Source organism: Pseudaeromonas sp. HNCC25DJ180, from assembly GCF_055413345.1.
The window spans coordinates 1-22309 of sequence record NZ_JBVAYF010000024.1 but is presented as its reverse complement, the minus strand read 5'-3'; the positions used below and the strand labels follow the sequence as shown (position 1 = coordinate 22309).

21 protein-coding genes are annotated in these 22309 nt (G+C 55.9%); 12 read left to right on the top strand and 9 right to left on the bottom strand.

All coding sequences use genetic code 11. The features are described 5' to 3' along the window. Nucleotides 1-180: 180 nt before the first annotated feature. From ACZYTD_RS16955 to ACZYTD_RS16945, 3 genes are all read right to left on the bottom strand, one after another. Nucleotides 181-531: a hypothetical protein gene (locus tag ACZYTD_RS16955; protein WP_463893851.1), complete on the bottom strand. Its 351-nt coding sequence runs from the start codon at nucleotides 529-531 to the stop codon at nucleotides 181-183. A 361-nt stretch (nucleotides 532-892) separates the two neighbouring features. Further along, nucleotides 893-1834 carry an AlbA family DNA-binding domain-containing protein gene (locus ACZYTD_RS16950; RefSeq protein ID WP_463893850.1) on the bottom strand — a complete coding sequence of 314 codons (942 nt, stop codon included), beginning with the start codon at nucleotides 1832-1834 and terminating at the stop codon, nucleotides 893-895. A 124-nt stretch (nucleotides 1835-1958) separates the two neighbouring features. Beyond that, the gene (locus ACZYTD_RS16945; RefSeq protein WP_463893853.1) at nucleotides 1959-2618 is read right to left on the bottom strand and encodes a DUF262 domain-containing protein; all 660 of its coding nucleotides are present in this window, start codon (nucleotides 2616-2618) and stop codon (nucleotides 1959-1961) included. A gap of 1411 nt (nucleotides 2619-4029) precedes the next feature. Here ACZYTD_RS16945 and ACZYTD_RS16940 point away from each other — a divergent pair. Further along, nucleotides 4030-4647 (top strand): DUF3313 domain-containing protein, encoded by a 618-nt coding sequence (locus ACZYTD_RS16940; RefSeq protein WP_463893849.1) that lies wholly within the window; start codon nucleotides 4030-4032, stop codon nucleotides 4645-4647. 116 nt (nucleotides 4648-4763) lie between these two features. Here the strand turns inward: ACZYTD_RS16940 and ACZYTD_RS16935 are convergent, their stop codons facing one another. Continuing rightward, nucleotides 4764-5429, bottom strand: coding sequence for a histidine phosphatase family protein (locus ACZYTD_RS16935; protein ID WP_463893847.1), 666 nt, complete (start codon nucleotides 5427-5429; stop codon nucleotides 4764-4766). A gap of 478 nt (nucleotides 5430-5907) precedes the next feature. Between ACZYTD_RS16935 and ACZYTD_RS16930 the strand changes: the two genes are divergently transcribed. Then, nucleotides 5908-6165, top strand: coding sequence for a hypothetical protein (locus ACZYTD_RS16930; protein WP_463893845.1), 258 nt, complete (start codon nucleotides 5908-5910; stop codon nucleotides 6163-6165). Between the two features lie 22 nt (nucleotides 6166-6187). Here ACZYTD_RS16930 and ACZYTD_RS16925 read toward each other — a convergent pair whose 3' ends face one another. Genes ACZYTD_RS16925 through ACZYTD_RS16905 form a run of 5 tightly spaced genes read right to left on the bottom strand, consistent with a single transcriptional unit; the run spans nucleotide 6188 to nucleotide 11803 of the window. Then, entirely contained in the window at nucleotides 6188-7282 is a 1095-nt protein-coding gene (locus ACZYTD_RS16925; RefSeq protein WP_463893844.1) for an ABC transporter permease, read from the bottom strand. A gap of 4 nt (nucleotides 7283-7286) precedes the next feature. After that, complete coding sequence (locus ACZYTD_RS16920; RefSeq protein ID WP_463893842.1) at nucleotides 7287-8429, bottom strand: ABC transporter permease; 1143 nt, start codon at nucleotides 8427-8429, stop codon at nucleotides 7287-7289. Then, entirely contained in the window at nucleotides 8426-10168 is a 1743-nt protein-coding gene (locus tag ACZYTD_RS16915) for an ATP-binding cassette domain-containing protein (RefSeq protein WP_463893840.1), read from the bottom strand. The genes ACZYTD_RS16920 and ACZYTD_RS16915 overlap by 4 nt, the downstream gene beginning before the upstream one ends. Next, entirely contained in the window at nucleotides 10165-11145 is a 981-nt protein-coding gene (gene hlyD / locus ACZYTD_RS16910) for a secretion protein HlyD (RefSeq protein ID WP_463893837.1), read from the bottom strand. Before hlyD ends, ACZYTD_RS16915 begins: the two co-directional genes overlap by 4 nt. Continuing rightward, a complete protein-coding gene (locus ACZYTD_RS16905; RefSeq protein ID WP_463893835.1) occupies nucleotides 11138-11803 on the bottom strand; it encodes a TetR/AcrR family transcriptional regulator in 666 nt (221 codons plus the stop codon). The genes hlyD and ACZYTD_RS16905 overlap by 8 nt, the downstream gene beginning before the upstream one ends. A 411-nt stretch (nucleotides 11804-12214) precedes the next feature. Between ACZYTD_RS16905 and ACZYTD_RS16900 the strand changes: the two genes are divergently transcribed. The 10 genes from ACZYTD_RS16900 (at nucleotide 12215) to ACZYTD_RS16855 (ending at nucleotide 22132) form a co-directional block, all read left to right on the top strand. After that, nucleotides 12215-14263, top strand: a complete 2049-nt coding sequence (locus ACZYTD_RS16900; RefSeq protein WP_463893832.1) for a TonB-dependent siderophore receptor — start codon at nucleotides 12215-12217, stop codon at nucleotides 14261-14263. Between the two features lie 4 nt (nucleotides 14264-14267). After that, on the top strand, nucleotides 14268-15248 hold the full coding sequence (locus ACZYTD_RS16895; RefSeq protein ID WP_463893831.1) for a FecCD family ABC transporter permease: 981 nt from the start codon (nucleotides 14268-14270) through the stop codon (nucleotides 15246-15248). Then, complete coding sequence (locus ACZYTD_RS16890) at nucleotides 15241-16287, top strand: FecCD family ABC transporter permease (RefSeq protein ID WP_463893829.1); 1047 nt, start codon at nucleotides 15241-15243, stop codon at nucleotides 16285-16287. The genes ACZYTD_RS16895 and ACZYTD_RS16890 overlap by 8 nt, the downstream gene beginning before the upstream one ends. Continuing rightward, nucleotides 16284-17303 (top strand): ABC transporter substrate-binding protein, encoded by a 1020-nt coding sequence (locus tag ACZYTD_RS16885; RefSeq protein WP_463893827.1) that lies wholly within the window; start codon nucleotides 16284-16286, stop codon nucleotides 17301-17303. Before ACZYTD_RS16890 ends, ACZYTD_RS16885 begins: the two co-directional genes overlap by 4 nt. Next, nucleotides 17294-18187, top strand: coding sequence for an ABC transporter ATP-binding protein (locus ACZYTD_RS16880; protein WP_463893825.1), 894 nt, complete (start codon nucleotides 17294-17296; stop codon nucleotides 18185-18187). Before ACZYTD_RS16885 ends, ACZYTD_RS16880 begins: the two co-directional genes overlap by 10 nt. Before the next feature lie 96 nt (nucleotides 18188-18283). Then, complete coding sequence (locus ACZYTD_RS16875; protein ID WP_463893823.1) at nucleotides 18284-18841, top strand: PRC-barrel domain-containing protein; 558 nt, start codon at nucleotides 18284-18286, stop codon at nucleotides 18839-18841. Nucleotides 18842-18996: 155 nt separating this feature from the next. Further along, nucleotides 18997-19179, top strand: coding sequence for a hypothetical protein (locus ACZYTD_RS16870; RefSeq protein WP_463893821.1), 183 nt, complete (start codon nucleotides 18997-18999; stop codon nucleotides 19177-19179). Between the two features lie 265 nt (nucleotides 19180-19444). Next, nucleotides 19445-19561: a hypothetical protein gene (locus ACZYTD_RS16865; RefSeq protein ID WP_463893820.1), complete on the top strand. Its 117-nt coding sequence runs from the start codon at nucleotides 19445-19447 to the stop codon at nucleotides 19559-19561. A 1292-nt stretch (nucleotides 19562-20853) separates the two neighbouring features. Next, a complete protein-coding gene (locus ACZYTD_RS16860) occupies nucleotides 20854-21207 on the top strand; it encodes an excalibur calcium-binding domain-containing protein (RefSeq protein WP_463893819.1) in 354 nt (117 codons plus the stop codon). A gap of 154 nt (nucleotides 21208-21361) precedes the next feature. Then, the gene (locus tag ACZYTD_RS16855; protein ID WP_463893817.1) at nucleotides 21362-22132 is read left to right on the top strand and encodes a hypothetical protein; all 771 of its coding nucleotides are present in this window, start codon (nucleotides 21362-21364) and stop codon (nucleotides 22130-22132) included. Nucleotides 22133-22309: the final 177 nt, after the last annotated feature.

The window sequence follows — 22309 nt, the reverse complement described above, 5'->3', positions numbered from 1 at the left end:
GTGTCCTTTTAGGCTTTTATCCTTTTAGGCTCAGTAGGCTCAGTGAAACTGCGAGTAGGACCTTTTTAAACATTTAGTGAGAGTGGATGTCCATTTAGGCTTTCTCCTCTGCGTAGAGAACCTACTTCAAGTATAGATCAGGCCCAACACGTAAAGGGAACAGCGCCAAGCCCAACGGCTCTATATATTGTTATGCACAGATACGAAAAGGAAACATATAAAGGTCAAGATGAATGTTACCCTGGCAACTCTATGTAACCACTCCAGCGCGGTCACCATAGCATCTAACTTTTTATCACCAAGTTTCTTTATTGCTCCGTCTTTGATGGCGCTAAAGATTTTCTTATCAGTTCGTCTTGAGTGGCTAAATGTGATATCTGATTCTTTATATGAACTCCACATGTCATGGTGTTTTTTATCAATATATACTTCAATGGCTTTATGTGTGGCCATAAACACAATGGAAACAACAAAGCCAAAACAAAACAGAGGAACCATCGCCGAGGATATAAACTGATCCAATAATGCCATATTAGTTTACCAAAAAGATTAATTGAGAATAACGCCACTCTTCTCTACTTAGTGCTGATAAGGGTGGGGCCTATTGCGTCTGGGTCATTACTGACAAAGGACGCCCATCCGAAAAGGATTATTCTGATGGGGCATCCCATTTTCCAGATAAACCTATTTATTGTGCTGTAGGCTTGGTGAAGCTGTGAGTAGGGTCTTTTCAGTATTTAGTGAGGGTGGGTGTCCTTTTTGGTCTGGTGTCCTTTTGGTCCGATGGTTGGATACGCCTTCACCATTCCAAGTGAAACGCCCTGTGCGGACCCGCACGCAGGGCGTTGTGAGGGCTGGAAACCTCCAGTAATCCTATTATGGGTTTATACGGCTAGAAGCGAGAAAATAGCTCCCCAAAGTTTTCAGGTTTGACTTCATTTACGTTACTGCCATGGCGCACAAAATATTTTCCATCATATACTGATGGTTTTGAATCGGATTCAATTTTCATAACCACAACATTTTTATCAAAGTACTTAATTGTTGTGATATTTCTTGAGATATTGTCTTTATCTCGTTCGCTTATAGGTTGGCTTTTAATCATCTGGACAATTTTTGTGAAATACTTATCGATGCCGCCATGAAACTTATCAGCTTCAGATTCTACGCCTGTAATATGAAATGACGAATAGGAAATATAATTCTTGCCATATGTTTCCTTATGTCTTTCAGCGGTGGTTTTAATATCGGCCACTCCTAGCAAGCAGTAACCAACTGAATTTGGGAAAGTGTTAGCCATTGATATCAGTGTTTTTATTATTTTGGAGAAAGTTTCTTTATCCAGCTCAGGCCCTTCGTCATTCAACGCATGAAGACCGACCTTGAAATCATATAACGCCTGCTCGGTAGATGATTGCATTAATATATTTTCAAAACGTGTCACCCATTGATTCCTAGCTGGGTCATTTGTGGCTGCCTTTTCAAAACAACTGTGAATTACTCCAAACAGTGCATCTGATTGGGTTTGCTTCTCTCTCGCCGACCAATTCCCGCCGCCTGCCGCTAATGATATAACTCTATCCCCTGCACCATTTAATAGTTCTAAAAGCTTTTCCCTATTAGCGATAACTTTACCCTCTTCTACTAACAACTTGTATAGCGCGTAAAATACAATTTGAAAATACCTTGATATTTTTGCTTGTTGATTTTCAAAAAGAAGCGAATTGAATGTTTTACCTGCGTGCTCGACTAGTTCCATTATTTGATCAAACACATATTGGATGTTGGAAATAATCACATCTTCATTAATTTTTTGAATTTGAATTTCAATCATGCTTGATATGGATGTTTCTTCACTTCCATCAGTGTCAAAATTATACAACTGATTGAGAATGTCAGAACTCGATCTCAAACCCTTATCTGCAGAAACCCAAGCGACAATATCTGCGATTACCTCTTCATCTTGAGATTGCCTTAAGGCTTCTTTTGTGATGATGTTGTTTTTTTACCCAGAATATATCCTCAACAGATATTCCGTATTCCAAGTTTCGATTTGTGATGCTAATATTTTTCATGGACTTTAAATCTAATATATCAGAGGCGCTGGAGTCTCCACGAATATTCGATGCTAGTTTTCTTACAATAGATGCAAATTTACTAACAGCTCCTGCTTGTCTTAGTTCCTGTTTAGATAGGTGTCGTCCACCTGAGTTTAGTCTTCTAAAAACCTCATCGATATGTTTCCCTCCAGATTCTTGATAAACAGAAAGAGGGATTTGATATCGAACAATTTCGGCACATATTTTTCTATCTAGAATTTCATTTTTCTGGATTAATTTGAAGCTATCCTTCAAGAACTTAGTATCAGCCATGGTATCTAGATCAAAATATTTTCCATCTAGGTCGAACTCTTGATCAATGAAAGACATAATTGCATTCATTCTTTGCATTCCATCTATGATCTCTAGCTTGCGACCTGCTTCAGTTTTTACTTCTGCTAGAAGAATTAATGGTACTGGGTAACCATTTACTATTGAATCTAAGAATGAGCGTTTTTCCTCAATGGTCCATACAAGCTTACGCTGATATCTACGATTCACTAGAAACGTCTCTTTCAGATAGGAACCATATAAACTTTGTATGCTCTCACCTTTAATCGATAAATCAGCAGCATCTCAGGGCGGGAGCATACTTCGTTTGTTTTTCGTCCATCAGGCGTACGACGTTAAAAATCTCGGAGAAAAATGATTTTTCCTGCTGAGTTATGAAATATAGCGCGCCATTTTTGAGTAAAAAACATTCAAAATCAAAGTATGCTCCCGCCCTGCAGCATCTGACATATTTTACTAATCCTTCTGGTTTTATATTTTTGCTAAAAAGCAAGTTAAGACTATAGCAATTTATTTCCGGAGCAAACTCGTAATAAATTGCGGGGTTGTGCTCCTGATCATCTCTGGCTCCCCGTATTTACGGGGATGATGGTGAGGTTCTTCGTTTGTCCTGAGCCGTCAAAGGATCAACAGCAAATGCTCGCGTGGTTCGACAGGCTCACCACGAACGGGGACATGTTCACCTCGAATGGGGAACAAGCTCACCGCAGACGGGTTTTATTCTGGCCTTGGGAGCTTAATAGCCAGACCCCACCTAACCTCCCCTTGAAAAGGGGAGGGATGTCTCAGTCATTCCATTCCCGCCATTACTGCTGACTCCCGTCCGTTGTTACGGGGATAACGGCATAAAGCGCCTGTTAGCCTGTGCGTTGGCATGGCTACCGCCGGGCCGTGTCATTGTGCTCACGCTGTGCCGGGGATGCTGACGGCTCTGACAGCTGGCGATTTTGAGTCTCTATGCTAGCGGGCCCAGAGCCGGATGAACATCCCCAGAGTTGCCGTGGTTAACAAAAACCGGCGAAAACCTAAGCAAAGGCTTGTTGCTGCTTTACCTGCAGGCGGCGGCATCAGGCCCGCTGGCATCAAATCATCATCACCTCCGGTGCCAGGGCGTCGATAAATTGCTGGCTTAGGGCTTCGCTGCGACGGTTGTCATCGTCGGCGCTCAAGATGGTGCGGGCCGTCTCGCTCTGCGCCCAGGGTATTCCCTACAATGCCCGGCTCTACACGTCACTGAGCACGAGCATGAAGGCCCATCTGCAGAGATTGTTTCCGGTCAAATAACGACGGTTATCGGGAGCCGTAGAGGCGTTGAGTGGTAAAGAAGAGGCGTTGAGCGGTAAAGAAGAGGCAGAGCTATTACTGGCTCTGCCTCTTCTTTTCGTCAGTGGCGAATAGGGGCCGAGCCGCATGGCGCACAGACTCAGAAGCTTATGGCGTGAGATACAGCTTCACCCCAGAGGTGGATGTCCCCTGTGTCTGTGTCTTCCCCTGTGTCTGTGCTGCCGATGCCAGATGGAACTTCGTTCAGCCTGGCTTCAGGTATGGCGTGCTATCTTGCATTATGTAGGCTCTGCCTTTTTGAGGGTTAACCATGCGCCACTATCACTATATGCTTGTCGCTGCAGGAACCTTGTTCTTGTCTGCCTGTGCCAGCACACCTCCTCATTTTTCATCTCCACTCGATGCGTTTACCCCCAGTAAAGCCAATCCCAACCAGTTGGTTTATAAGGAAGCGGGCGTCGATCTGAAAAAATATCATGCCGTGATGCTTGAGCCTCTGCTCTTTGCCAAGCGGGAAGATAACGGGCAGATGGTTTTCCTCTCGGCGGGCACCCAGAACGACATCAACACCTACTATCAGCAGCAGCTGCGCCGTGAGCTTGCCCAAAACGGTGTTACCGTGAGTGATAAGCCTGGTGAGGGCATTGCCACCATTCAAGCGGCCGTCACCGGGTTGGATCTGCAGAGTCCGGATCTGAAAGTTCGGGATCTGCTGCCCACCAAACTTGCCATCGATGTGACCAAGAGTGTCATTGGCAAGGAGCCCTATCTGCTGAACGTCTCCAGCATGACGCAACTGGTTGATTCGCAGAGCGGCAAGCTGCTGGTCCGTGCCATGAATATGCGTAAGGATAAGGAGAAAGTGACCAAGGATCAGACCCTGACGTTAGAGGATATCAAAGCCTTGATTGACGACTGGTGCCAAGTCACCGCCAAGCAGCTGGCGACCCATATCACCCTCAGCCCCCATTGAGGCTAGCCAAGAGGTCATCGGAATTTTGCTAATAAGCTAGCAGTAACGATAAAACCAAGGGAGAGCCAGCACAGGCTCTCCCTTGGTTTTATCGGATAGCGGCACTAACTATCGGGTCAGGTCGAGGTGATAGGGTGAGGCCCAAGCCACTGCCCTGCGCTATAGCGGCAGGTCAGTGCCGTAGCATTGGCAAGCGGCATAGTATGTTCAAGCTGCTGGAATGCGTGCATGGCATGAGAGTCTACCCATTCGGCGCTATACAGAGGGTGATTGAAGAGTGACGGGCAGTGTAGCAACCCCCAGCGCACAGCCTGCATAAACTGGCCATGACCAAATAGCACTACGTGGGCATCGGCGGGGAGGGACTGGTTGGTAATACGCTGCAAACAGTGGTGGACCCGAGCTAAGAGTTGCCGGAATGATTCGGCTCCGGGGCCATCTACCGCGTCTGGATCGGCGTTTTGCCAGTAGGCTTGAACCATGGGGCGTCTCTCTGCGGCTGTGGTATTGGCGCAGCGTGCCGGAGATAGATAGGTGAACTCCTGTACCGGCCAGATTTGGCAAGGAGCCTGTGGATAGCGCCTACAGGTCGGCTCGGCACTCTGCCTTGCGCGTAGGAAAGGGGAACAGATGATGAGCGCCGGTTCGGTCGTGATCCCGAGTGCCAGTGCTGCCGCTTGTTCATGCCCCTGTTTGGTCAACGGTATGGTGGCCGGATCGGCCGTTGTTTCCCCCGCATTAGCTGCACTTTGTCCATGTCGATAGAGAGTTAGGGTGAGCATATAGGTGCCTTTGGTCGCTCTGCGTCTGCGCTCAGGTTGTGGCCTACAATACCATGCCTGGCGAGTTTCTGAGTCTCGTTCACTCGTCATCGCCAGGGGGCGCCTAGCTCTATCCCCCCGTGATGGCCGACATCGAAGAGGACATCCACCCAGTATCGAGTTGAAGGGCATAGCTTCGTACAGAGCTTCGTACAGAGCTTCGTACAGAGCTTCGTACAGAGCTTCGTACAGAGCTTCGTACAAGAGCTTCGTACAGGACGTCGTACAGGACACCCACCCGGTGGGGGGATTTGAAGGAGGCTCTCCCTGCTCTATTTGCTTTGTCTTGATCCTGACAATGTTGAGCTCTCCGCAAGCTTTTTGCTTCCTCATGTAGTGGCCTAATCATGCCCGCCAATGGCCATAAAGGTGCAGGTGCGTCATGGCATAGAACTTGATGAGGCATGGGTTAGACGACAATCAAGAGAGAGGCGAGGTTATGATCAGTGACAGCATAGTGGAAGCCATAGCGGCAGCAGTGGCCAAGTCCGGGTTTGGCAAGGCAGCGCGGGCCGCCGTGCAGCAGGAGTTTGCCGATATCAAATTGACCTACTGTTTGCTGGACGAGATGGGCCCCAAGGATCCGTTTCGGGAGTATGAGGGCTTTAGCCTGTTTCTGGTGGGCGACAGCGCCCATTGCCTGTCGCTGACCTCCAGCCTGGAGGATGCCACCGGCGTGGTGATCGCCGAGGAGTGAGCGGAATATAGCTACTCCTCAGCTAAGCAATATGCCGCCGGAAGAGGCGCAGGGCCAGTGACAGGGTACAGAGGGAAAAGAGCAGCAGGGGCCAGAGCTGGGGCCAGCATTGGGCCAGATCAAAGCCTTTGAGAAAGACTCCCTTGAGCAGCAGGATAAAGTAGGTGAGGGGGTTGATATGGGCCAGCAGCTGGAAGAGCAGCGGCATATTCTCTATGGGGGAGACATATCCGGAGAGGTTCACCGCCGGAACCATAAAGCAGAAGACCCCCAGAAACGCCTGCTGCTGGTTGGTACAGAGCGACGAGATAAAGAGGCCGATCCCCGCCAGCGCCAGGCCGTAGGCCAGCATGCCGCAGATAAGGGCCGGCAGCGAGCCGGTAAAGGGGACGCCATAGAGATAGTGGGCCACCAGGGCGATAAAGCCCCCCTGCAAGAAGGCCACCAGCATACCGGGGATCGCCTTGCCCGCCATGATATAGGCCGGTGTGAGGGGGGAAACCAGTAGCTGATCGAAGGTGCCCTCCTCGCGCTCCCGCGCCACCGACAGGGCGGTGACAATCAGGCAACCTATGGTGGTGATGATGGCCACCAGACTCGGCAGTACATGCCACTTGAATTCCAGATTGGGGTTGTAGAGGTTGCGTACCAGCAAGGTGGCGGGCGGCTCGCCGACCGTCTCTTTTTGATAGCGCTCTATGATCTGGCTGGCATAACCGGCGGCAATCTGGCCGCTGTTGGAGCGGCGGCCATCCACAATCAGTTGTATGGCAGTGGGTTGCCCCAGCAACAGGCGGCGGGAAAAATCCGCCGGAATATGCACCGCCAGCAGCACCTGCTGATCATCGATGACCCGCTGCAGCGCCCCGGCATCATGCAGGCTATGGATCTGGCTAAAGGCGCTGGCCCGACTCAGGCGCGAAACCAGCTCTATGCTCTGGGCCGAGCCATCCTCATCGTAGATGGCCAGGGCACTGTTGCGCACCTCCAGGGTGGCGGCAAAGGGGAAGAGGGCGGTCTGCAGGATCACCGGCATGATGAGCAGCATGCGCCCCTGCCGGTTATTGAGCAGGGCCTGCAACTCTTTGCGAACAAGGCAGAGCAATCGATAGAGCATGGCGTTAGTCCAGAGTGCGTCGGGTCTTGAGGGCGGTCAGCCCCAGCCAGAAGATGCAAAGCAGCAGCAAAAACAGCATGTTGGGGCCCAGCAGTTGGGGCAGTGTGCCCGCCTGGAACAGGGTCTGCAGCGAGCTGGCGTAGTAGCGGGCCGGAATGATATGGGTGAGCCACTGCAGGGGCTGCGGCATGCTGGCGATCTCGAATACAAAGCCCGAGAGCATCATGGCCGGTAGGAAGGCCGCCGTCAGTGCTGCCTGGGCGGCATTGAACTGGTTGCGCATGACGGTGGAGAGAAACAGTCCCATGCCCAGGGCACAGCCCAGAAACAGGCTGGAGACCACGAACAGTGCCAGCAACGAGCCGCGAAATGGCACGTCCATGATATAGACGGCCACCAGCAGGCAGATCCAGGAGGCGAGCATGCCTAGCACATAGTAGGGGAGGATCTTGGAGAGCAGCAGCTCGGCGCGGGTCACCGGCGTGGCCAGCAGTGCCTCCATGGTGCCGCGCTCCCACTCCCGCGCCACCACCAGCGAGGTGAGCAGGGCGCCTATGATGGTCATCACCACGGCGATGGAGCCCGGCACCAGAAAGTTGCGGCTGATATTGCTCTGGTTAAACCAGCTGCGGGTGAGGATCTGGATGCGCTCTTGCGGTGGCTGGGCCTGCTCCAGGCCATTGGCCCGTCGCCAGTTATCCCAGATCCCCTGCACATAGGAGGCGACAAACTGGGCGGTATTGGGCTCGGCACCATCCACCAGCACTTGCAAGGTGGCGGCATGGCGCCCCTGGGCCCACTTGGCGGAGAAGTCGTTGGGAATGATGACGATACCCCGCAGCTTACCCGCCGCCAGTTGTTCCATCAGCTCGGAGCGGGAGCTCCCGCTCTGGATGGTAAAGATGGTACTGGCCCGCAGCGCCTGCTCGAAGCCGATGGCTGGCGCCCCGCTCTCCTGACGCAGCAACCCCAGACGCAGGTGGTTGGCATCCAGATTGATGGCATAGCCCAGCACAAAGAGCAGCAGCACCGGCATGATAAAGGCGATGAGTATGCTGCTCGGGTCGCGCCAGATCTGGTAGCTCTCCTTGCGGCACAGGGCCCAGAGGCGGCGCAGGGATAATCCCCCGACGCGTGCTCCACTCATAGATCCGCCTCCTCGACCAGCCGGATAAAGGCATCTTCCATGGTGGGGTTGGGCAGGGTGGCACTGGCCACGCTCTGCTTGAGCGCATCCGGCGTACCCAGCGCCAGGGTGCGGCCACGGTAGATGAGGGCCACCCGATCGCAATATTCGGCCTCATCCATGAAATGGGTGGTGACCATGATGGTGACTCCCTTGTCGGCCAGGCCGTTGATATGGCTCCAGAACTCGCGGCGTGTTACCGGATCCACCCCCGAGGTGGGCTCATCCAAAAAGAGCACGGGCGGCTCATGCATCACGGCGCAGGCCAGTGCCAGCCGCTGCTTGTAACCCAGCGGCAGTGAGTCGGCCAACGCATCCAGATAGGGGGCAAGATCGAAGGTGGCGACCATCTGGGCCATTTTCTCTTGTTGCCGCTTACCCTGCAGGCCATAGATGCCGGAGAAAAACTGCAGATTCTGTGCCACGGTAAGCTGGGCATAGAGGGCGAATTTCTGCGCCATATAGCCCAGCTGCTGCCTTGCCTGTGAGGGGCTCTTCTTCAGGCTGTAACCCATCACCAGTGCCTGTCCCTGGGTGGGTTTGAGCAGGCCGCACTCCATCTTGAAGGTGGTGGATTTACCGGCGCCGTTAGGCCCCAGCAGGCCGAAGATCTCGCCGCGCTGCACGCTAAAGCTCACCTGATCGGTAGCGGTGAAGTCACCGAAGCGCTTGGTCAGTTGCTGGGCTTCAATGACAGGCGCTGAGTCTGACGGGCTGCTTGCCTGCAGATCCGGCATTAACCGGGCGAGTTCGGAGTCGCCTCCCGGGCCGCCGCCTAACAGGCTGATAAAGGCATCCTCCAGTCGCGGCTCGGCGCTCCGGTAGGCCGCCGCCGCGCCAGCCTGCAGGGCCGCCAGATCCGGACATAGGGCTCCTTCACGCAGCACCAGCCGGATCTCCTGACCCTGGATCACGCCATCCATCACCTCGGGCAGTCGCAGGGCCCGTTGCAGCAGGGGGCGGCGCGCCACATCGATATGGGTGATGTTCCAGCAGCGCCCCTGCATGGGGGCCTTGATGGCCTCCGGTGTGCCGTCGGCCAGCAGTCGCCCCTTATCCAGCAGTAGCACCTGGTCGCACAGCTCCGCCTCATCCAGATAGGCGGTGCTCCAGAGTACCGTCATCCCTTCACGGGTAAGCTCGCGCACCATCTTCCACAGCTCGCGCCGCGAGAGAGGGTCCACCCCGACGCCAGGCTCATCCAGCAGCAGGATCTGCGGCCGACCCAGCAGGGTGCAGGCCAGCCCCAGTTTCTGTTTCATGCCGCCGGAGAGCTTGCCTGCATAGCGTTCGGTAAAGCGGGCGAGATCGGTAAAGGTGAGCAACCGCTCGAGCCGCTCCTTGCGCTCCTGGCCCAGCACCTGACGCAGATCGGCATAGAGGGCGAGGTTTTCGGCCACGGTGAGATCTTCATAGAGACCAAATTTTTGCGGCATATAGCCGACATACTCATGCAGGGTAGCGCTGCCGCTGGCGGGATCCAGCCCGGCCACCGACAAGCTGCCCGAGCTGGGGCGCAACAGGCCACAGAGCAGGCGCAGTAGTGTGGTCTTGCCCGCGCCATCGGGCCCCACCACTCCTGTGATGGTGCCGCGCCGGACCTGCAACGAGAGATCGGCCAGCGCAGGTGCAGCCGTCCCGGCAAATTGCTTGCTGAGCTGGCTCACCCTGATGGCGGCATCCGGCGCCTGGGTTGTCATGGCGCGACCCGTACCGTGATGGGCATGCCCTGGCGCAGCCGGGCGTCGGCATCCTCGACTACCACGCGGATACGGTAGACCAGCGAGGTGCGCAGATCGCGGGTTTCCACCGGCTTGGGGGTAAACTCGGCGTTGGGCGAGACAAAGCCCACCACGCCGTGATAGGGCTGGTCGGGGCGGCTGTCGCTCCAGAGCGTCACCTTCTGACCGGCGGGGAATTGTCCCAGCTGTGGCTCGGCCACATAGGCGCGCACCCAGACAGGTGTGGTCAGTGACAGGGTAAAGGCGGGGGTGCCGCTTTGTACCATCTCCCCCGGCTCTACGGCACGGGTGAGTATGATGCCATCACTGGGCGCCTTGAGCCGGGCATCGGTGAGCGCCAACTGAGCCGAGGCGAGGGCAGCGTGGGCCTGGGCCAGATTGGCATCCGACTCGGCCAGCTCCTGGGCACGGAAACCGGAGTGCATCTTCTGCGACTCGGCTTGGGCCACCTTCAGTTGGGCGGCCGCCTGATCCCGCCGCGACAGGGCGCTATCCAGCGCAGTTTGCGTGGTGGCGCCGCTGGGTTTGAGCGCCCGCAACCGTACCAACTGGCGCTCGGCTTCGGTCAATGCAGCTTGGGCGGCTGCCACCTGGGATCTGGCCTGCTGTTGCTCCTCTTGCCGGTAGCCCTGATGCAGCATGGCATTGCGTGCCTGCAGGGCGGCCACATTGGCCTCGGCACTGTGCAGGGCATTGAGCAGTGGCTCCTGATCCAGGGTAGCCAGCAGATCACCGGCCTTGATGCGCGCCCCCTCATCGACGTTCACCTCGGCCAGGCGTCCGGCGACCCGGAACGAGAGGGTCGCCTCGCGGATATCCACGTTGCCATATACTTGTGCCGCCTCCTTCTCTTGCTGGCCAATCTGGCCGGTGAGATAGAGTGCCAGCAGGGTGGCTGCACCCAGGATCAGTGGCACTATCACCTTCTTATTCATGAGATTCTCCATCTTGAGGGGTGAGCGGCGGGAGGGCACGGATGCCCTGCAGTGCCCAGTGCAGACGCTGGCGGGCCGCATCGGCATCGGCCATTTTCTGGATGAGGGGACCAGCCTGAGGCGGCAGCCAGTGGCACGCCTGAAGCGGTCCGGCAGCCAACAACAGCGGGCCACCCAGGGTCGACATGATAAAGAGCAACTGGTGGCGGGGCTCGGCCGCCTGCAGATCCCCCTCGGCCTGGGCGGTGGCAATCAGCTCCAGCAACAGCTTGGGATGCCGCCCTGGCAGACTCAGGGCAAAACGCTGGGCGGCGGGCTCTCCGGCCAGGGCATCGGCCAGCAGATGGCTGATGAGCGTGGCATTGTCGGCCACCAGGGTGACAATTTGCTCCAGCACCGCCTGCAGACGGGCAAAGGCGCTCTGATGCTCCTGAGCCTGGGTGGTACGGGAGATGGCGGCAAACATGGGGGCATACCAGAGCTCCACCAGCTCATCGAGAAACCGCTCCCGATTGCCGAAGTGGTAGACAAAACTCCCCAGATTGACCCCGGCACTGGCCGCCAACTCGCGAACCTTGATGCCGCGCAACCCCTTCTCGCGGCATAGCCGCAACCCCTGTTCCAGCAATAGCTGACGTGTCGGATTCTGTGTGTTCATGGTTGTGATTTATACGTGTGTATAGATTGAGCTTATACGCGTGTATAAAAAAGAGCAAGTCTGAGGATAAGCATATAAATAATCGGCAGATCTACCCCTTTTTCGGGAGGATAAGTGGCTTGATAGCGTGAGGAGCTGGCATGTTATCACTCAATCCTGTGAGCGCATTTTAGGCGCTGGATCGGGTCAGCCTTGTTGTGAAATGAAAGGAGCCAATCACGATTGCGCAAATGATAACTGTTTGCATTTGCGGTCTTAAGATGTAAAATCCCTGTACTTTTTTATGCAGGGTTTCGCTTTATGTCGCTTACTTCCTCCTCCTCTGAGCTCTCTAGCCGCTCAACTCTCCCGTTCTCTCTCTCTCTACTCGCCTTGCTCTGCTCGAGCGCTGCGCAGGCCGAGGAGGCCACTATGGCGCCGGTTGTTGTGGTGGCCGCTGGTGTTCAGGAGTTGCAGTCTGAGTCGAAAGGTTATCAGGCTAAGTCCTCATCAATGGCGACCCAGACCGATACCCCGCTGGTCGAGATACCGCAATCCATCAATGTGGTCAGTGAACAGCAACTGGAGGACAGGCAACCCCAGAGCCTGGACGAGGCGCTGTCGTCGGTGGCCGGTCTCAAACAGAGCAATACCCTGGGTGGCACTCAGGATGCCATTCTCAAGCGCGGCTTTGGTGGCAACCGCGATAACTCCATACTGCGCAACGGTCAGCAGTCGGTGCAGGCACGCAACTTCACCCCGACCACAGAGCGGATCGAGGTGCTCAAGGGGCCAGCCTCACTGTTGTATGGCATTCAGGATCCCGGCGGCGTGATCAACGTGGTGACCAAGAAGCCACAGCAGGAGGCTAACTATCAGGCCTCGAGCTATTTCACCAGCTTTGGCGGTGGTGGTGTGCAGGCGGATCTGACCGGCCCGCTCAACGATAATGGGCTCTCTTACCGGCTGATTGCCGACAAGCAGCAGTACGACTATTGGCGCAATTTCGGCGAGATTGAGCAGGAGGTCGTCGCGCCGTCCATCGCCTGGCAGAACGACACCACCTCGATCCTGCTGGACTATGAGCACATGAACTATGCGGTGCCCTTCGACCGCGGCACCTACATTGACACCAAGACGGGCAAGCCGCTGGCGATCCCCCGTGAGCGTCGGCTCGATGAGACTTACAACATCACCACAGGCCGCTCGGACACCGCCAACCTGCAGTTTTCCCATCAATGGAACCCTAGTTGGTCGCTACACGGTGGTTATGGCTACAGCCGCAACTACTACAACGATGATCAGATGCGGGTCATGTCGTTCAATTCCACCTCCGGGGTGGTCACGCGCCGCGCCGATGCCACCAAGGACGCGTTGCAAGAGGCGCATACCGCAACCCTCTATACGGTGGGCAAGATAGATCAGGGGAGTACCCGGCATGAGGTGGTAGCCGGGGTGCAATACATGCACAACTACCGGACCCTGGGAGATCTCTACCGGGGCAGCAACGACAAGAGCTTCAACATGTACGATCCGGTCTACGGCACCTCGGCCTATCCGAGCACTGTCAGTGCGGCCGACAGCGATCAGACCGACAAATTGCGCACCTCGGCACTCTATCTGCAGGATGCCTGGTCGCTGGATGAGCACTGGATCCTGGTAGTCGGTGGCCGCTACGATCATTTCAATGAGCTGACCGGCAAGGGGCGCCCCTTCAACACCAACAGCCAGGTCAATGACAGCAAGTTTGTCCCCCGCGCTGGCGTCGTCTACCTCATAGATCCGGCGTGGTCGCTCTACTCCAGCTATACCGAGTCGTTCCGTCCCAACACCTCGATTGCCAACGCCATCGGCGATCTGCCGCCAGAAGAGGGCAAGTCCTGGGAGCTGGGTAGCAAGTGGCAGGGGGAGGGGCTGACCTCGACGCTGGCGCTGTTCAACATAGATAAGAAGAATGTGTTGACCAGCGAGACCGACAGCACCACAGGGGACACCCTCTACCGGGTGGCGGGGCGAGTTCGCTCGCGCGGTCTGGAGGCGGAGCTTAACGGCGATCTGGGTAATAACTGGAGCGGCTATGCCAGCTACGCCTATACCGATGCCGAGGTACTGGAAGATCCGCTGCTGGCGGGCACCCCGGTGGATGGTGTGCCCGAGCATATGGCATCCCTGGGCTTGGTTCACCAGTGGGATCAGGTATGGGGGGGGAGAGTTCGGGCCGGGGCGTTCAGCCGTTACACCGGCACCTGGTTCATCGGTAACACCAAGGGCACCCAGTATGCGCTGCCGGCCAGCATGGTGTATGACAGCATGGTCTCCTATGACCGCAAGCTCGGCGCTTACGATCTCAAGGTGCAGTTCAACGTCAAGAACCTGTTTGATGAGACCTACTACACCTCCGGGGTCAGCAATGCCAATGCGCCTATCCTGGCACTCGGCGAGCCTCGACAGTTCCTGCTGACGACCACGGTCGGATTCTGAGCTGATGTTCGTTAGCCTGCCGTTGCGCTTGGGTCTATTGCTCGGGCTGGCGATGCTCGCCAGCCTGCTGCTGGGCTATCGTGCCGTGTCACCGGCGGATCTGCTGAGCTGGAGTCAGGATCCGCTGCTGCGCCATCTGCTGCTTGAGTATCGTTTGCCGCGGATGCTGATCGCACCGCTGTGCGGGGCGGCCCTGGCGGTATCCGGTTGCCTGCTGCAGAGTCTCACCCGCAATCCGTTGGCGGCACCGGATGTGCTCGGCGTCAATGCGGCGGCAGCGTTCAGCGTGGTGCTGGCGCTGTTTCTGCTTCCGGATCTGGGGCTGGGCTGGCTGAATCTGCTGGCCTTGGTCGCCGTGTTGGCCATGACTCAACTCTTGCTGGGGTTGCTGCGCCGGGGTGATCAGCGCCAGAGTCTGTTGCGCCTGCCTCTGTTGGGAAGTGTGCTGGCGATGCTCTTTGCGGCGCTGACCCAGACCCTGATCACCCTGGATCCCTCCACTCAGGATCAGGCGTTGAGCTGGCTGACCGGCAACATCGCCGGGCGCAGCCTGACACAGCTGCTGGCGGCCTTGCCCTGGTTGCTGCTGGCCGGTATCGGTTTGTGGCGGCTGTGGGGGCGACTGGATCTCTTCTATCTGGGCGATGCCCAGATCCGCACCCTGGGGCAGGATCCGGAGGCGCTACGCCGCCAGGGTGTGCTGGTGGCGAGCCTGCTGGTGGCGCCGGTCGTCGGTCTCATTGGCCCCATAGGTTTCATCGGCTTATTGGTGCCGCGCATGGCACGGCGCCTGTGTGCCTCGGGTCATCGCCACTGGCTACCCTTGGCCGCTTTGCTGGGCGCCCTATTGCTGACGCTGGCCGATCTGCTGGCGCGCTTTGTGTGGTACCCCGAGGACATTCCGGCCGGCGTGGTTACCGCTCTGTTCGGCGGCCCCCTCTTCTTGTATCTGCTTTATCGTCTACGGGGGCAAACCTATGCATAACAACACCTTGCATAACGACACCCCGTGGCGCCTGGCCGAGATCAGCCTGTTATTCCCCTTTGGTGCGCTGCGCCGCCTGGGCTTGTTGCTGCTGGTATTGGCACTGCTGAGTATTCTGGCGCTGGCCTTAGGGCCGCTGCGGATCCCTCTGTCGGATCTGGCAGCCCCCTCGGCGCTGCAACACTTTGTGCTGCTTGAGCTGCGCGGGCCGCGGCTGCTGCTGGGCCTCGTCGTCGGAGCCAGCCTGGCGGTGGCGGGATTTGTGCTGCAGAGCCTGACGCGGGTGTCGATTGCCGCACCTTCCGTGCTGGGGCTGGCCGATGGCGCCGGGCTGGGGGTCGTGCTGGTGCTGTTTGCCGGTGATGCACTGCTGGCCGGGCGTTTGCTGACTCCGCAGGGCATGGCACTGGCCGCCTTGGCTGGCGCCCTGGTGGTGTTGACCTTGCTGCGTGGCTTGAATCGCCGAGATGGCAATCTGGAGAAGATGGTGTTTGCCGGTCTGGTTCTGGCGGCCATCTGCAAGGCGCTGGTCAGCCTGCTGCTGTTGCTCAGCCAAAGTGACATGGCGATGCAGGCCCAGATTTGGCTGATTGGCTCGCTGGCCCAGGCCACGCCGGCGCTCAACCACTGGCTGCTGGCCGCATTTGTGCTGCTCTTTGTGTTGACGCTGCTCAACTACCGCTCGCTGGCACTCTATCGCCTCTCCGATGAGGTAATGTTGAGCCTGGGGCAACCGGCCGCCATCAGCCAGCGCTGGCTCTATCTGCTGGCCGCCGGACTCACGGCAGTGGCGGTGGCCGGGGCCGGGCAGGTGGGCTTTGTCGGCCTGGTGGTGCCCCATCTCATCCGCTGGCTCTGCCCGCGTGGCGTACCGGCCCAGTTGATCGGCAATGCCTGCGGTGGGGCCTTGCTGGTGGTCGGCGCCGATCTGCTGGCGCGCAATTTGTTCACCCCCTACGAGCTGCCGGTGGGGATCTTCACCGCCCTCATCGGTGTGCCCTGTTTCCTCTGGCTCTATGGGCGCGGAGGTCGACCATGAACGACACGCTGTCCACCCGATGCTGGGCCCAGTTGGCTCGTCTGCTGCGTCTTGGTCTGTTGGCCATGCTGCTGCCGAGCTCGCTGCAGGCCACGCCTCACTCCACCACACTGCACTCCACCACACTGCACTCCACCACACCGCATTCCGCCACACCGAACTCCGCTGCGCCTTTGCCTGTTACGCCCTTGCGCGTCGTCACGCTGAGCAATGACAGCACCGAAGCCCTGCTGGCGTTGGGGTTGCAACCGGTAGGGGCCACGCGTTCGCTAAATGGCAACCCCTGGTATCCGCATATTGCGCCCCAGATGCAAGGCGTGACGGTGGTGGGGCTGGAGAATGCCCCCAATCTGGAGCTGATTGCCAGCCTGCAGCCGGATCTCATCCTCGGCAACCGACAGCAGTCGGCGCGGCTGCTCTCGACGCTGGAGCGCATCGCGCCGACCGTGCTGGTCCGCGATAGCCGCAAGGGGTGGCAGCAGAATTTTCTGACCTTCAGCCGCGCGCTGGGGCAAGCGCAGGCGCAGGCGGCAGAGGCGCGGCTGGCGCAACTGCAGGAGCAGATCCAGTGTCTCAGGCAGGCACTGCAGCAGCAGCCGCTGCGTCGGGTCAGCGTGTTGCGCTTTAATCCCGGCCAGGTGCGCCTCTACCAGTTGGACTCCTTTAGCGGTGAGCTGTTCGCGGCGCTCGGCTTGACGCGCCCGCCCAATCAGAACGTGCACGCCTATGGCGTCAACAACTTCAGTCGGGAGCGTATCGCCGAGCTCGATGCCGATCGGCTGTTCTACTTCACCTATGGTGCCCGTCGCCAACAGAGCACCTTGCAATACCGCGAGGCCTTTATGAGCGACCCGGCGTGGCAGCAGTTAGCTGTGGTGCGCCACGGCCAGGTGCGCAGCCTGGATGATGTGATCTGGAATACCGCCAACGGCATTCTGGCCGCCGAGGTGGCGCTTTCGCAAATCCCGAGTCTGTTCTCGCTACCTGTTTCAGAAGGAGAAACCCTGTGCCGCTAATCTGTGAGGCGTTGACCCTGGGGTACGACGCCACCCCAGTGCTGAGCCAGTTCTCGCTGGCCATGCCCCGAGGCCAGCTGACGGTCTTGCTGGGCGCCAACGGCTGTGGCAAGTCGACGCTGCTCAAGGCGCTGGCGGGGCAGATCCCGCCGCAGTCGGGCGCCATCCTCCTCGAGCAACGCCCTTTGGTCGATTGGCCAGCTGCGGAGCGGGCGCGGCGGCTGGCCTATCTGCCCCAGTATCCCGAGCTGTTTGCCGATCTGAGTGTGTTTGATCTGGTGCGCTACGGGCGCTATCCCCATCAGGGTTTGCTGCGCCAGTGGCAAGCCGAAGATGAACAAGCCGTGCAGCGCGCCTTGAGCCAGACCGGGCTGCTGGCGTTGAGCGGCCGCCGCCTGTCGTCGCTCTCCGGCGGCCAGCAGCAACGGGCCTGGATCGCCATGGTACTGGCCCAGGAGGCCGATGTGCTGCTGCTCGATGAGCCCATCAACCACCTGGATCTGAATCATCAGGTCGAGATCATGGATCTGCTGATTGACCTGCGGCTGCAGGGCAAGACGCTGGTGGTGGTGCTGCACGATCTGAATCTGGCCAGCCGCTATGCCGACCAGCTGGTGCTGTTGCATCAGGGACGGATCCTGCAACAGGGCTCGGCCTGTGAGGTGCTGCAGGCTGCCGCCATTGAACAGGCCTATGGCCAGCCCGTTGCCGTAGTGCCTGACCCTATCTTCGGTACCCCCTGGGTGATCCCCACAGGACGGCATGGCATGCGGCCATCCGGGGGGGGGAGTCTGTGTCACATCAAGCGAAACTTTAACGCGACCTACCTGGGTGCCCTGACGAGTCGGCACACGGCGGTCGAGTCCGCGCAGGAGGAGAGATAGCTCGCTGGCAAGGGCATGAGTGCGGTGACGAACAGACGGCGAGGAGTATGACGCGGAGATTGTGAGTCTGAGCGTTCCGATCGCGTCGTGGAGTTGATGGCCAAGCCCATTTTCTCGACGACCTATTCCACCGCTGGCTTAGAGTCGGCACTTGATAGGACACACATTATGTTACGCAGTCAAACTGATATCGAGAACCTCGCAATCCATGCCACTGATGGGCCGATCGGTCTCGTAAAAGACCTCTATTTTGATGATGATGCCTGGGCCATTCGCTACCTGGTCGTGGATGCGGGCTCTTGGCTGAGCAGCCGCAAGGTATTGATTTCGCCGATTTCGTTCCAAAAACCCAACTGGGATGACAAGACGCTACCCGTGTCACTCACCCAGGATCAGGTCAAGAACAGCCCCGATTTCGACAGCGATAAGCCGGTCTCGCGGCAGAATGAAGAACAATATATGAAGTATTACGGCTATCCGCTGTACTGGGGGGGGCTGGTATGTGGGGTTGGGGTCTCTATCCCTATTCTATGGTCCCGGGCTCGCCCGGTTACCCACTGGAAGCAGAGCCTAAAGGCATGCCCCATTCCCGGGCCGAACGAACAGCCCAACGGAATCACGATGATCCGCACCTGCGTAGTTGCCATGAAGTGAAGGGCTATAATCTTCTGGCAAGCAATGGCGAGCTTGGACATATTGCGGGTTATCTGATTGATGACGAAACCTGGGCTATACGCTACTTGATTGTTGATACCAGCAACTGGTGGCTTGGGCACAAGGTGTTGATCGCTCCGGAATGGATCACTGGAGTGCTTTGGTCTGATGAAACCGTCTCGGTCGAGTTGACTCGTGAAGCGGTGCAAGATTCGCCTGTCTATGACCCCACGGTGGCATTGAGTCGGGAATTTGAACTGCGACTCTATCAGCACTACGCTCGTGCCGGTTATTGGGTGCATGGTGCTGATGATGTGGCGGTGGACGATGTGACCTAAGCCTGCTCGCATCGCGAGCTGTTTACTTCTGCTTGGCTGCCCATCACCACAGAGCAACGAGGCTAGCATCGTTTAGCGCCTGCTCTACACACAGATGAACTCTGGCTAGCAAACCGACGAGGCTCCCTCTTTAACGGGAGCCTCGTTCATTGCTGCGCACAACATGATGAGATCCCGCCTTCTTCATTGACGACCCAGTAGACCGTTATGCAGCAAGCCCTCTGCTCGTGTATGGGATAGCGCCCACTCTGCTGATAGAAAACTGATGGCCATCCTGGATGAGATAAACCAGCTGGGCCTTGGCCATATAGATTTTGCCGCCAAGGGGCTGGACGCCTCCGAGCGGATGATGAAGCAGGAGTACTCAGCCCCCAAGAGCTGACTCTTATACACAAGTCCCATGCTGTTAATGGCATGTGGCGGGAGGGATCTCTTTTCCATGGGGACAGAGGGAGAAAAAGCACTCTCCCTCCCCTTTTTTTCAAGGGGAGGGTCGGGGTGGGGTTGGCTTTTTACCTCGGCAACCGATGAAACATCCTGGTCATCTGGCAACCACAGCCAACCAGGCGGGTCAGCTTGCAATCCTGGCCAGAAAAGGACATCCATCTTAAGCGGGCGTACAGCAATCCTGGGTGGATGTCCTTTTCAGCTAGGACAGCCTGGGGCGCACCCATAACAGCGACGGCACCCGCTGCCGTGGCGGCGACAGCAAACCGCCGTCACTGCTGGAGCCGAAAAAAGAGCCCCGGTAGGTACGAATAGTGAAGCGTATTCGTACGCATGGAACCTCACCAAAGGACAGCCATCTATCCCGTCATCGGCTGGTGCTGAGCCTGCGAAGCCCAGCGTTTACCACGTGGTATTCTCGTTATCCCTGAGCCGTAGAAGAGCAAGAAACATCATCCTGACGCGCAGTTCGACAAGCTGCGAACGGGGCGCAGGCTCACAGATCGCCCATATTTACTTTAACTCCGTTCGCCCTGAGCTTGTCGAATGGGGAGGTAAATCCTTTAAAATCAGGCAATTACCATTGTAGGTGCGAATAGCGAAGCGTATTCGTACGCATGAATAACCAAAGGACAGCCACCTATCCCATTTACAACACAGAGACGCCTTGCGCAGTTCTCCCTCCCCTTTTTTCAAGGGGAGGGTCGGGGTGGGGTTGGCTCTTAAACTTGCCTCCGACAGCAGCCGTCGTAGGCTGGTGCTGAGCCTGCGAAGCCCAGCGCTTACCGCGTGGTATTCTCGTTCTCCCTGAGCCATAGAAGGGCAAGTAACATCATCCTGACGCGCAGTTCGACAAGCTGCGAACGGGGCGCAGGCTCACAGATCGCCCATATTTACTTTAACTCCGTTCGCCCTGAGCTTGTCGAATGGGAAGGTAAATTCTTTAAAATCAGGTAATTACCATTGTAGGTGCGAATAGCGAAGCGTATTCGTACGCATGGGGTAGCAAGGAGGTCTAGCGTGTTCGCAAGGAGTCGCTGCTCGTGATGGTGTTGGTTGGAGTTACCCGGCGACAACGCCTCAAACAACACTAGTGCCTAAGCTCAAATTTATCGGTAAAAGCAGTGGTTATGCCAGTTGACGGTGATATAGTCTTTGTGTGGTGCCTAATGGCCCTCATCTGTCAACTGTAATCGAATCCAAAAACACTAATAAAAGCATGGCGATATGAACACAATCACACTCCGGCAGGGACTGGGTGCCCTGGCCAAGCCATATTCAAAGATTCTTCTTCTTGCTTTACTGGTCGCTGCAGGCCCAGTTTTGGCGACGTCAAAAACGACGAATCACCACACTACTTCACATAAAAAAAGCACGCACTACACAGTGAATAATGATGTAACGGTGAATACATCCTTGCCAGCTACGGAAAACAAGGCTTCGGGTTATCGCTGCGAGGGCAAACATAAATGCGCTCAGATGGATTCATGCCAGGAGGCCAAGTTCTACCTGGAGCACTGCGGACTATCCCGCCTCGACAGAGACCACGACGGAGTTCCCTGTGAGAGTTTGTGTGAGTAGTAATTATCAAATATGAAGCGAACAATTATTTTTGATGAAATTGAATAGTTACGTTCATTAATGTTTTATATGGTAATAAATATTTCCAGAGCGTTAAATGATAGACGCATCATTAAGTTGCTGTGATGACGTAAATTAATGGATTGAAAGTTATATGGAAAATAATAGAAGGTTTCTTACAGTTGAAAAAAGTGTAGCCTTGATGGCGATTTTTCTGCCCGCACTCTATTTGATAGGTTATTTTTATGAGTCTGGCTATTTATCTGTTTATTCGGTTTCCGCTGACTTCTTTCCGAGAAGTGTCGCAGATTATCTTACGTTGTCCTTTTCTGTTATTTCGAGATCTTTAGTTGATCTATGGCTGTGGGTTACTCGATACTGGTGTTATATTTTTATTTTGCTACCATGTTTGTTTGGGTATTTTCTTATTTCGGTTTTTGGTGCCTATTTATCTAGAAATAGCACTTTTATTAATCGCCATGCTGCTGGGTATTTTAATAGAATTAAAACAACTCGTGGTTTCTGGTTTGTCTTTGTTCCTTTGGGTGTGTCGGTTTTTACCATCTGTTTTTTCCTGTTTCTTCTGCTGTTACTTGTTGGTGTTATATTGGGTGTGTTCTCATTTCATCAATATGGGGTCAATACTGCGAAGGATGAAATAAAGGGTTTTCATGTGTGCTATTTCAAGGATAAAAAGAATAGTCGGAGTGATGTTAAAGCTGGCTCGAATATGCAAAAGTGTATTTATATCTATAGGGACGATACGCCGGTAATGTCTGGGATCCTCATAACAGCAGATGCAACTCATGCTGCGATATGGGATGGTGAGAAATCAGTCATTGTTGAATTATCTGGTAAGCGGCTCGACATTGTCAGACGAGCTTTCTCTGCACATTCTCAAATTTCAGAGACAACAGAACGATAAATGATCTGGCTTATTTAGAATTGCGTCCTCGGGGAGGAGTAATTCGAGATTTATGAGGCCATAACACGAGGATAAAAATGGATTTCTCTGCCTTGTTTGATCCCTTCTTTCAGGTGGTCAAGTGGTTTATTCCGCCCATCTTGCTGATTGCGCTGCTCAAGACGCCCTGGTGCAAAG

Bases quoted from the DNA above. Each gene is read 5' to 3' on its own strand.
- ACZYTD_RS16930 (WP_463893845.1), top strand. From the start codon at position 5,908: ATGATCAGTGACAGCATAGTGGAAGCCATAGCGGCAGCAGTGGCCAAG.
- ACZYTD_RS16955 (WP_463893851.1), bottom strand. From the start codon at position 531: ATGGCATTATTGGATCAGTTTATATCCTCGGCGATGGTTCCTCTGTTT.
- ACZYTD_RS16875 (WP_463893823.1), top strand. From the start codon at position 18,284: ATGGCCAAGCCCATTTTCTCGACGACCTATTCCACCGCTGGCTTAGAG.
- ACZYTD_RS16950 (WP_463893850.1), bottom strand. From the start codon at position 1,834: ATGATTGAAATTCAAATTCAAAAAATTAATGAAGATGTGATTATTTCC.
- ACZYTD_RS16895 (WP_463893831.1), top strand. From the start codon at position 14,268: ATGTTCGTTAGCCTGCCGTTGCGCTTGGGTCTATTGCTCGGGCTGGCG.
- ACZYTD_RS16925 (WP_463893844.1), bottom strand. From the start codon at position 7,282: ATGCTCTATCGATTGCTCTGCCTTGTTCGCAAAGAGTTGCAGGCCCTG.
- ACZYTD_RS16915 (WP_463893840.1), bottom strand. From the start codon at position 10,168: ATGACAACCCAGGCGCCGGATGCCGCCATCAGGGTGAGCCAGCTCAGC.
- ACZYTD_RS16885 (WP_463893827.1), top strand. From the start codon at position 16,284: ATGAACGACACGCTGTCCACCCGATGCTGGGCCCAGTTGGCTCGTCTG.
- ACZYTD_RS16860 (WP_463893819.1), top strand. From the start codon at position 20,854: ATGAACACAATCACACTCCGGCAGGGACTGGGTGCCCTGGCCAAGCCA.
- ACZYTD_RS16920 (WP_463893842.1), bottom strand. From the start codon at position 8,429: ATGAGTGGAGCACGCGTCGGGGGATTATCCCTGCGCCGCCTCTGGGCC.
- ACZYTD_RS16905 (WP_463893835.1), bottom strand. From the start codon at position 11,803: ATGAACACACAGAATCCGACACGTCAGCTATTGCTGGAACAGGGGTTG.
- ACZYTD_RS16865 (WP_463893820.1), top strand. From the start codon at position 19,445: ATGGCCATCCTGGATGAGATAAACCAGCTGGGCCTTGGCCATATAGAT.
- ACZYTD_RS16890 (WP_463893829.1), top strand. From the start codon at position 15,241: ATGCATAACAACACCTTGCATAACGACACCCCGTGGCGCCTGGCCGAG.
- ACZYTD_RS16900 (WP_463893832.1), top strand. From the start codon at position 12,215: ATGGCGCCGGTTGTTGTGGTGGCCGCTGGTGTTCAGGAGTTGCAGTCT.
- ACZYTD_RS16935 (WP_463893847.1), bottom strand. From the start codon at position 5,429: ATGCTCACCCTAACTCTCTATCGACATGGACAAAGTGCAGCTAATGCG.
- hlyD (WP_463893837.1), bottom strand. From the start codon at position 11,145: ATGAATAAGAAGGTGATAGTGCCACTGATCCTGGGTGCAGCCACCCTG.
- ACZYTD_RS16855 (WP_463893817.1), top strand. From the start codon at position 21,362: ATGGAAAATAATAGAAGGTTTCTTACAGTTGAAAAAAGTGTAGCCTTG.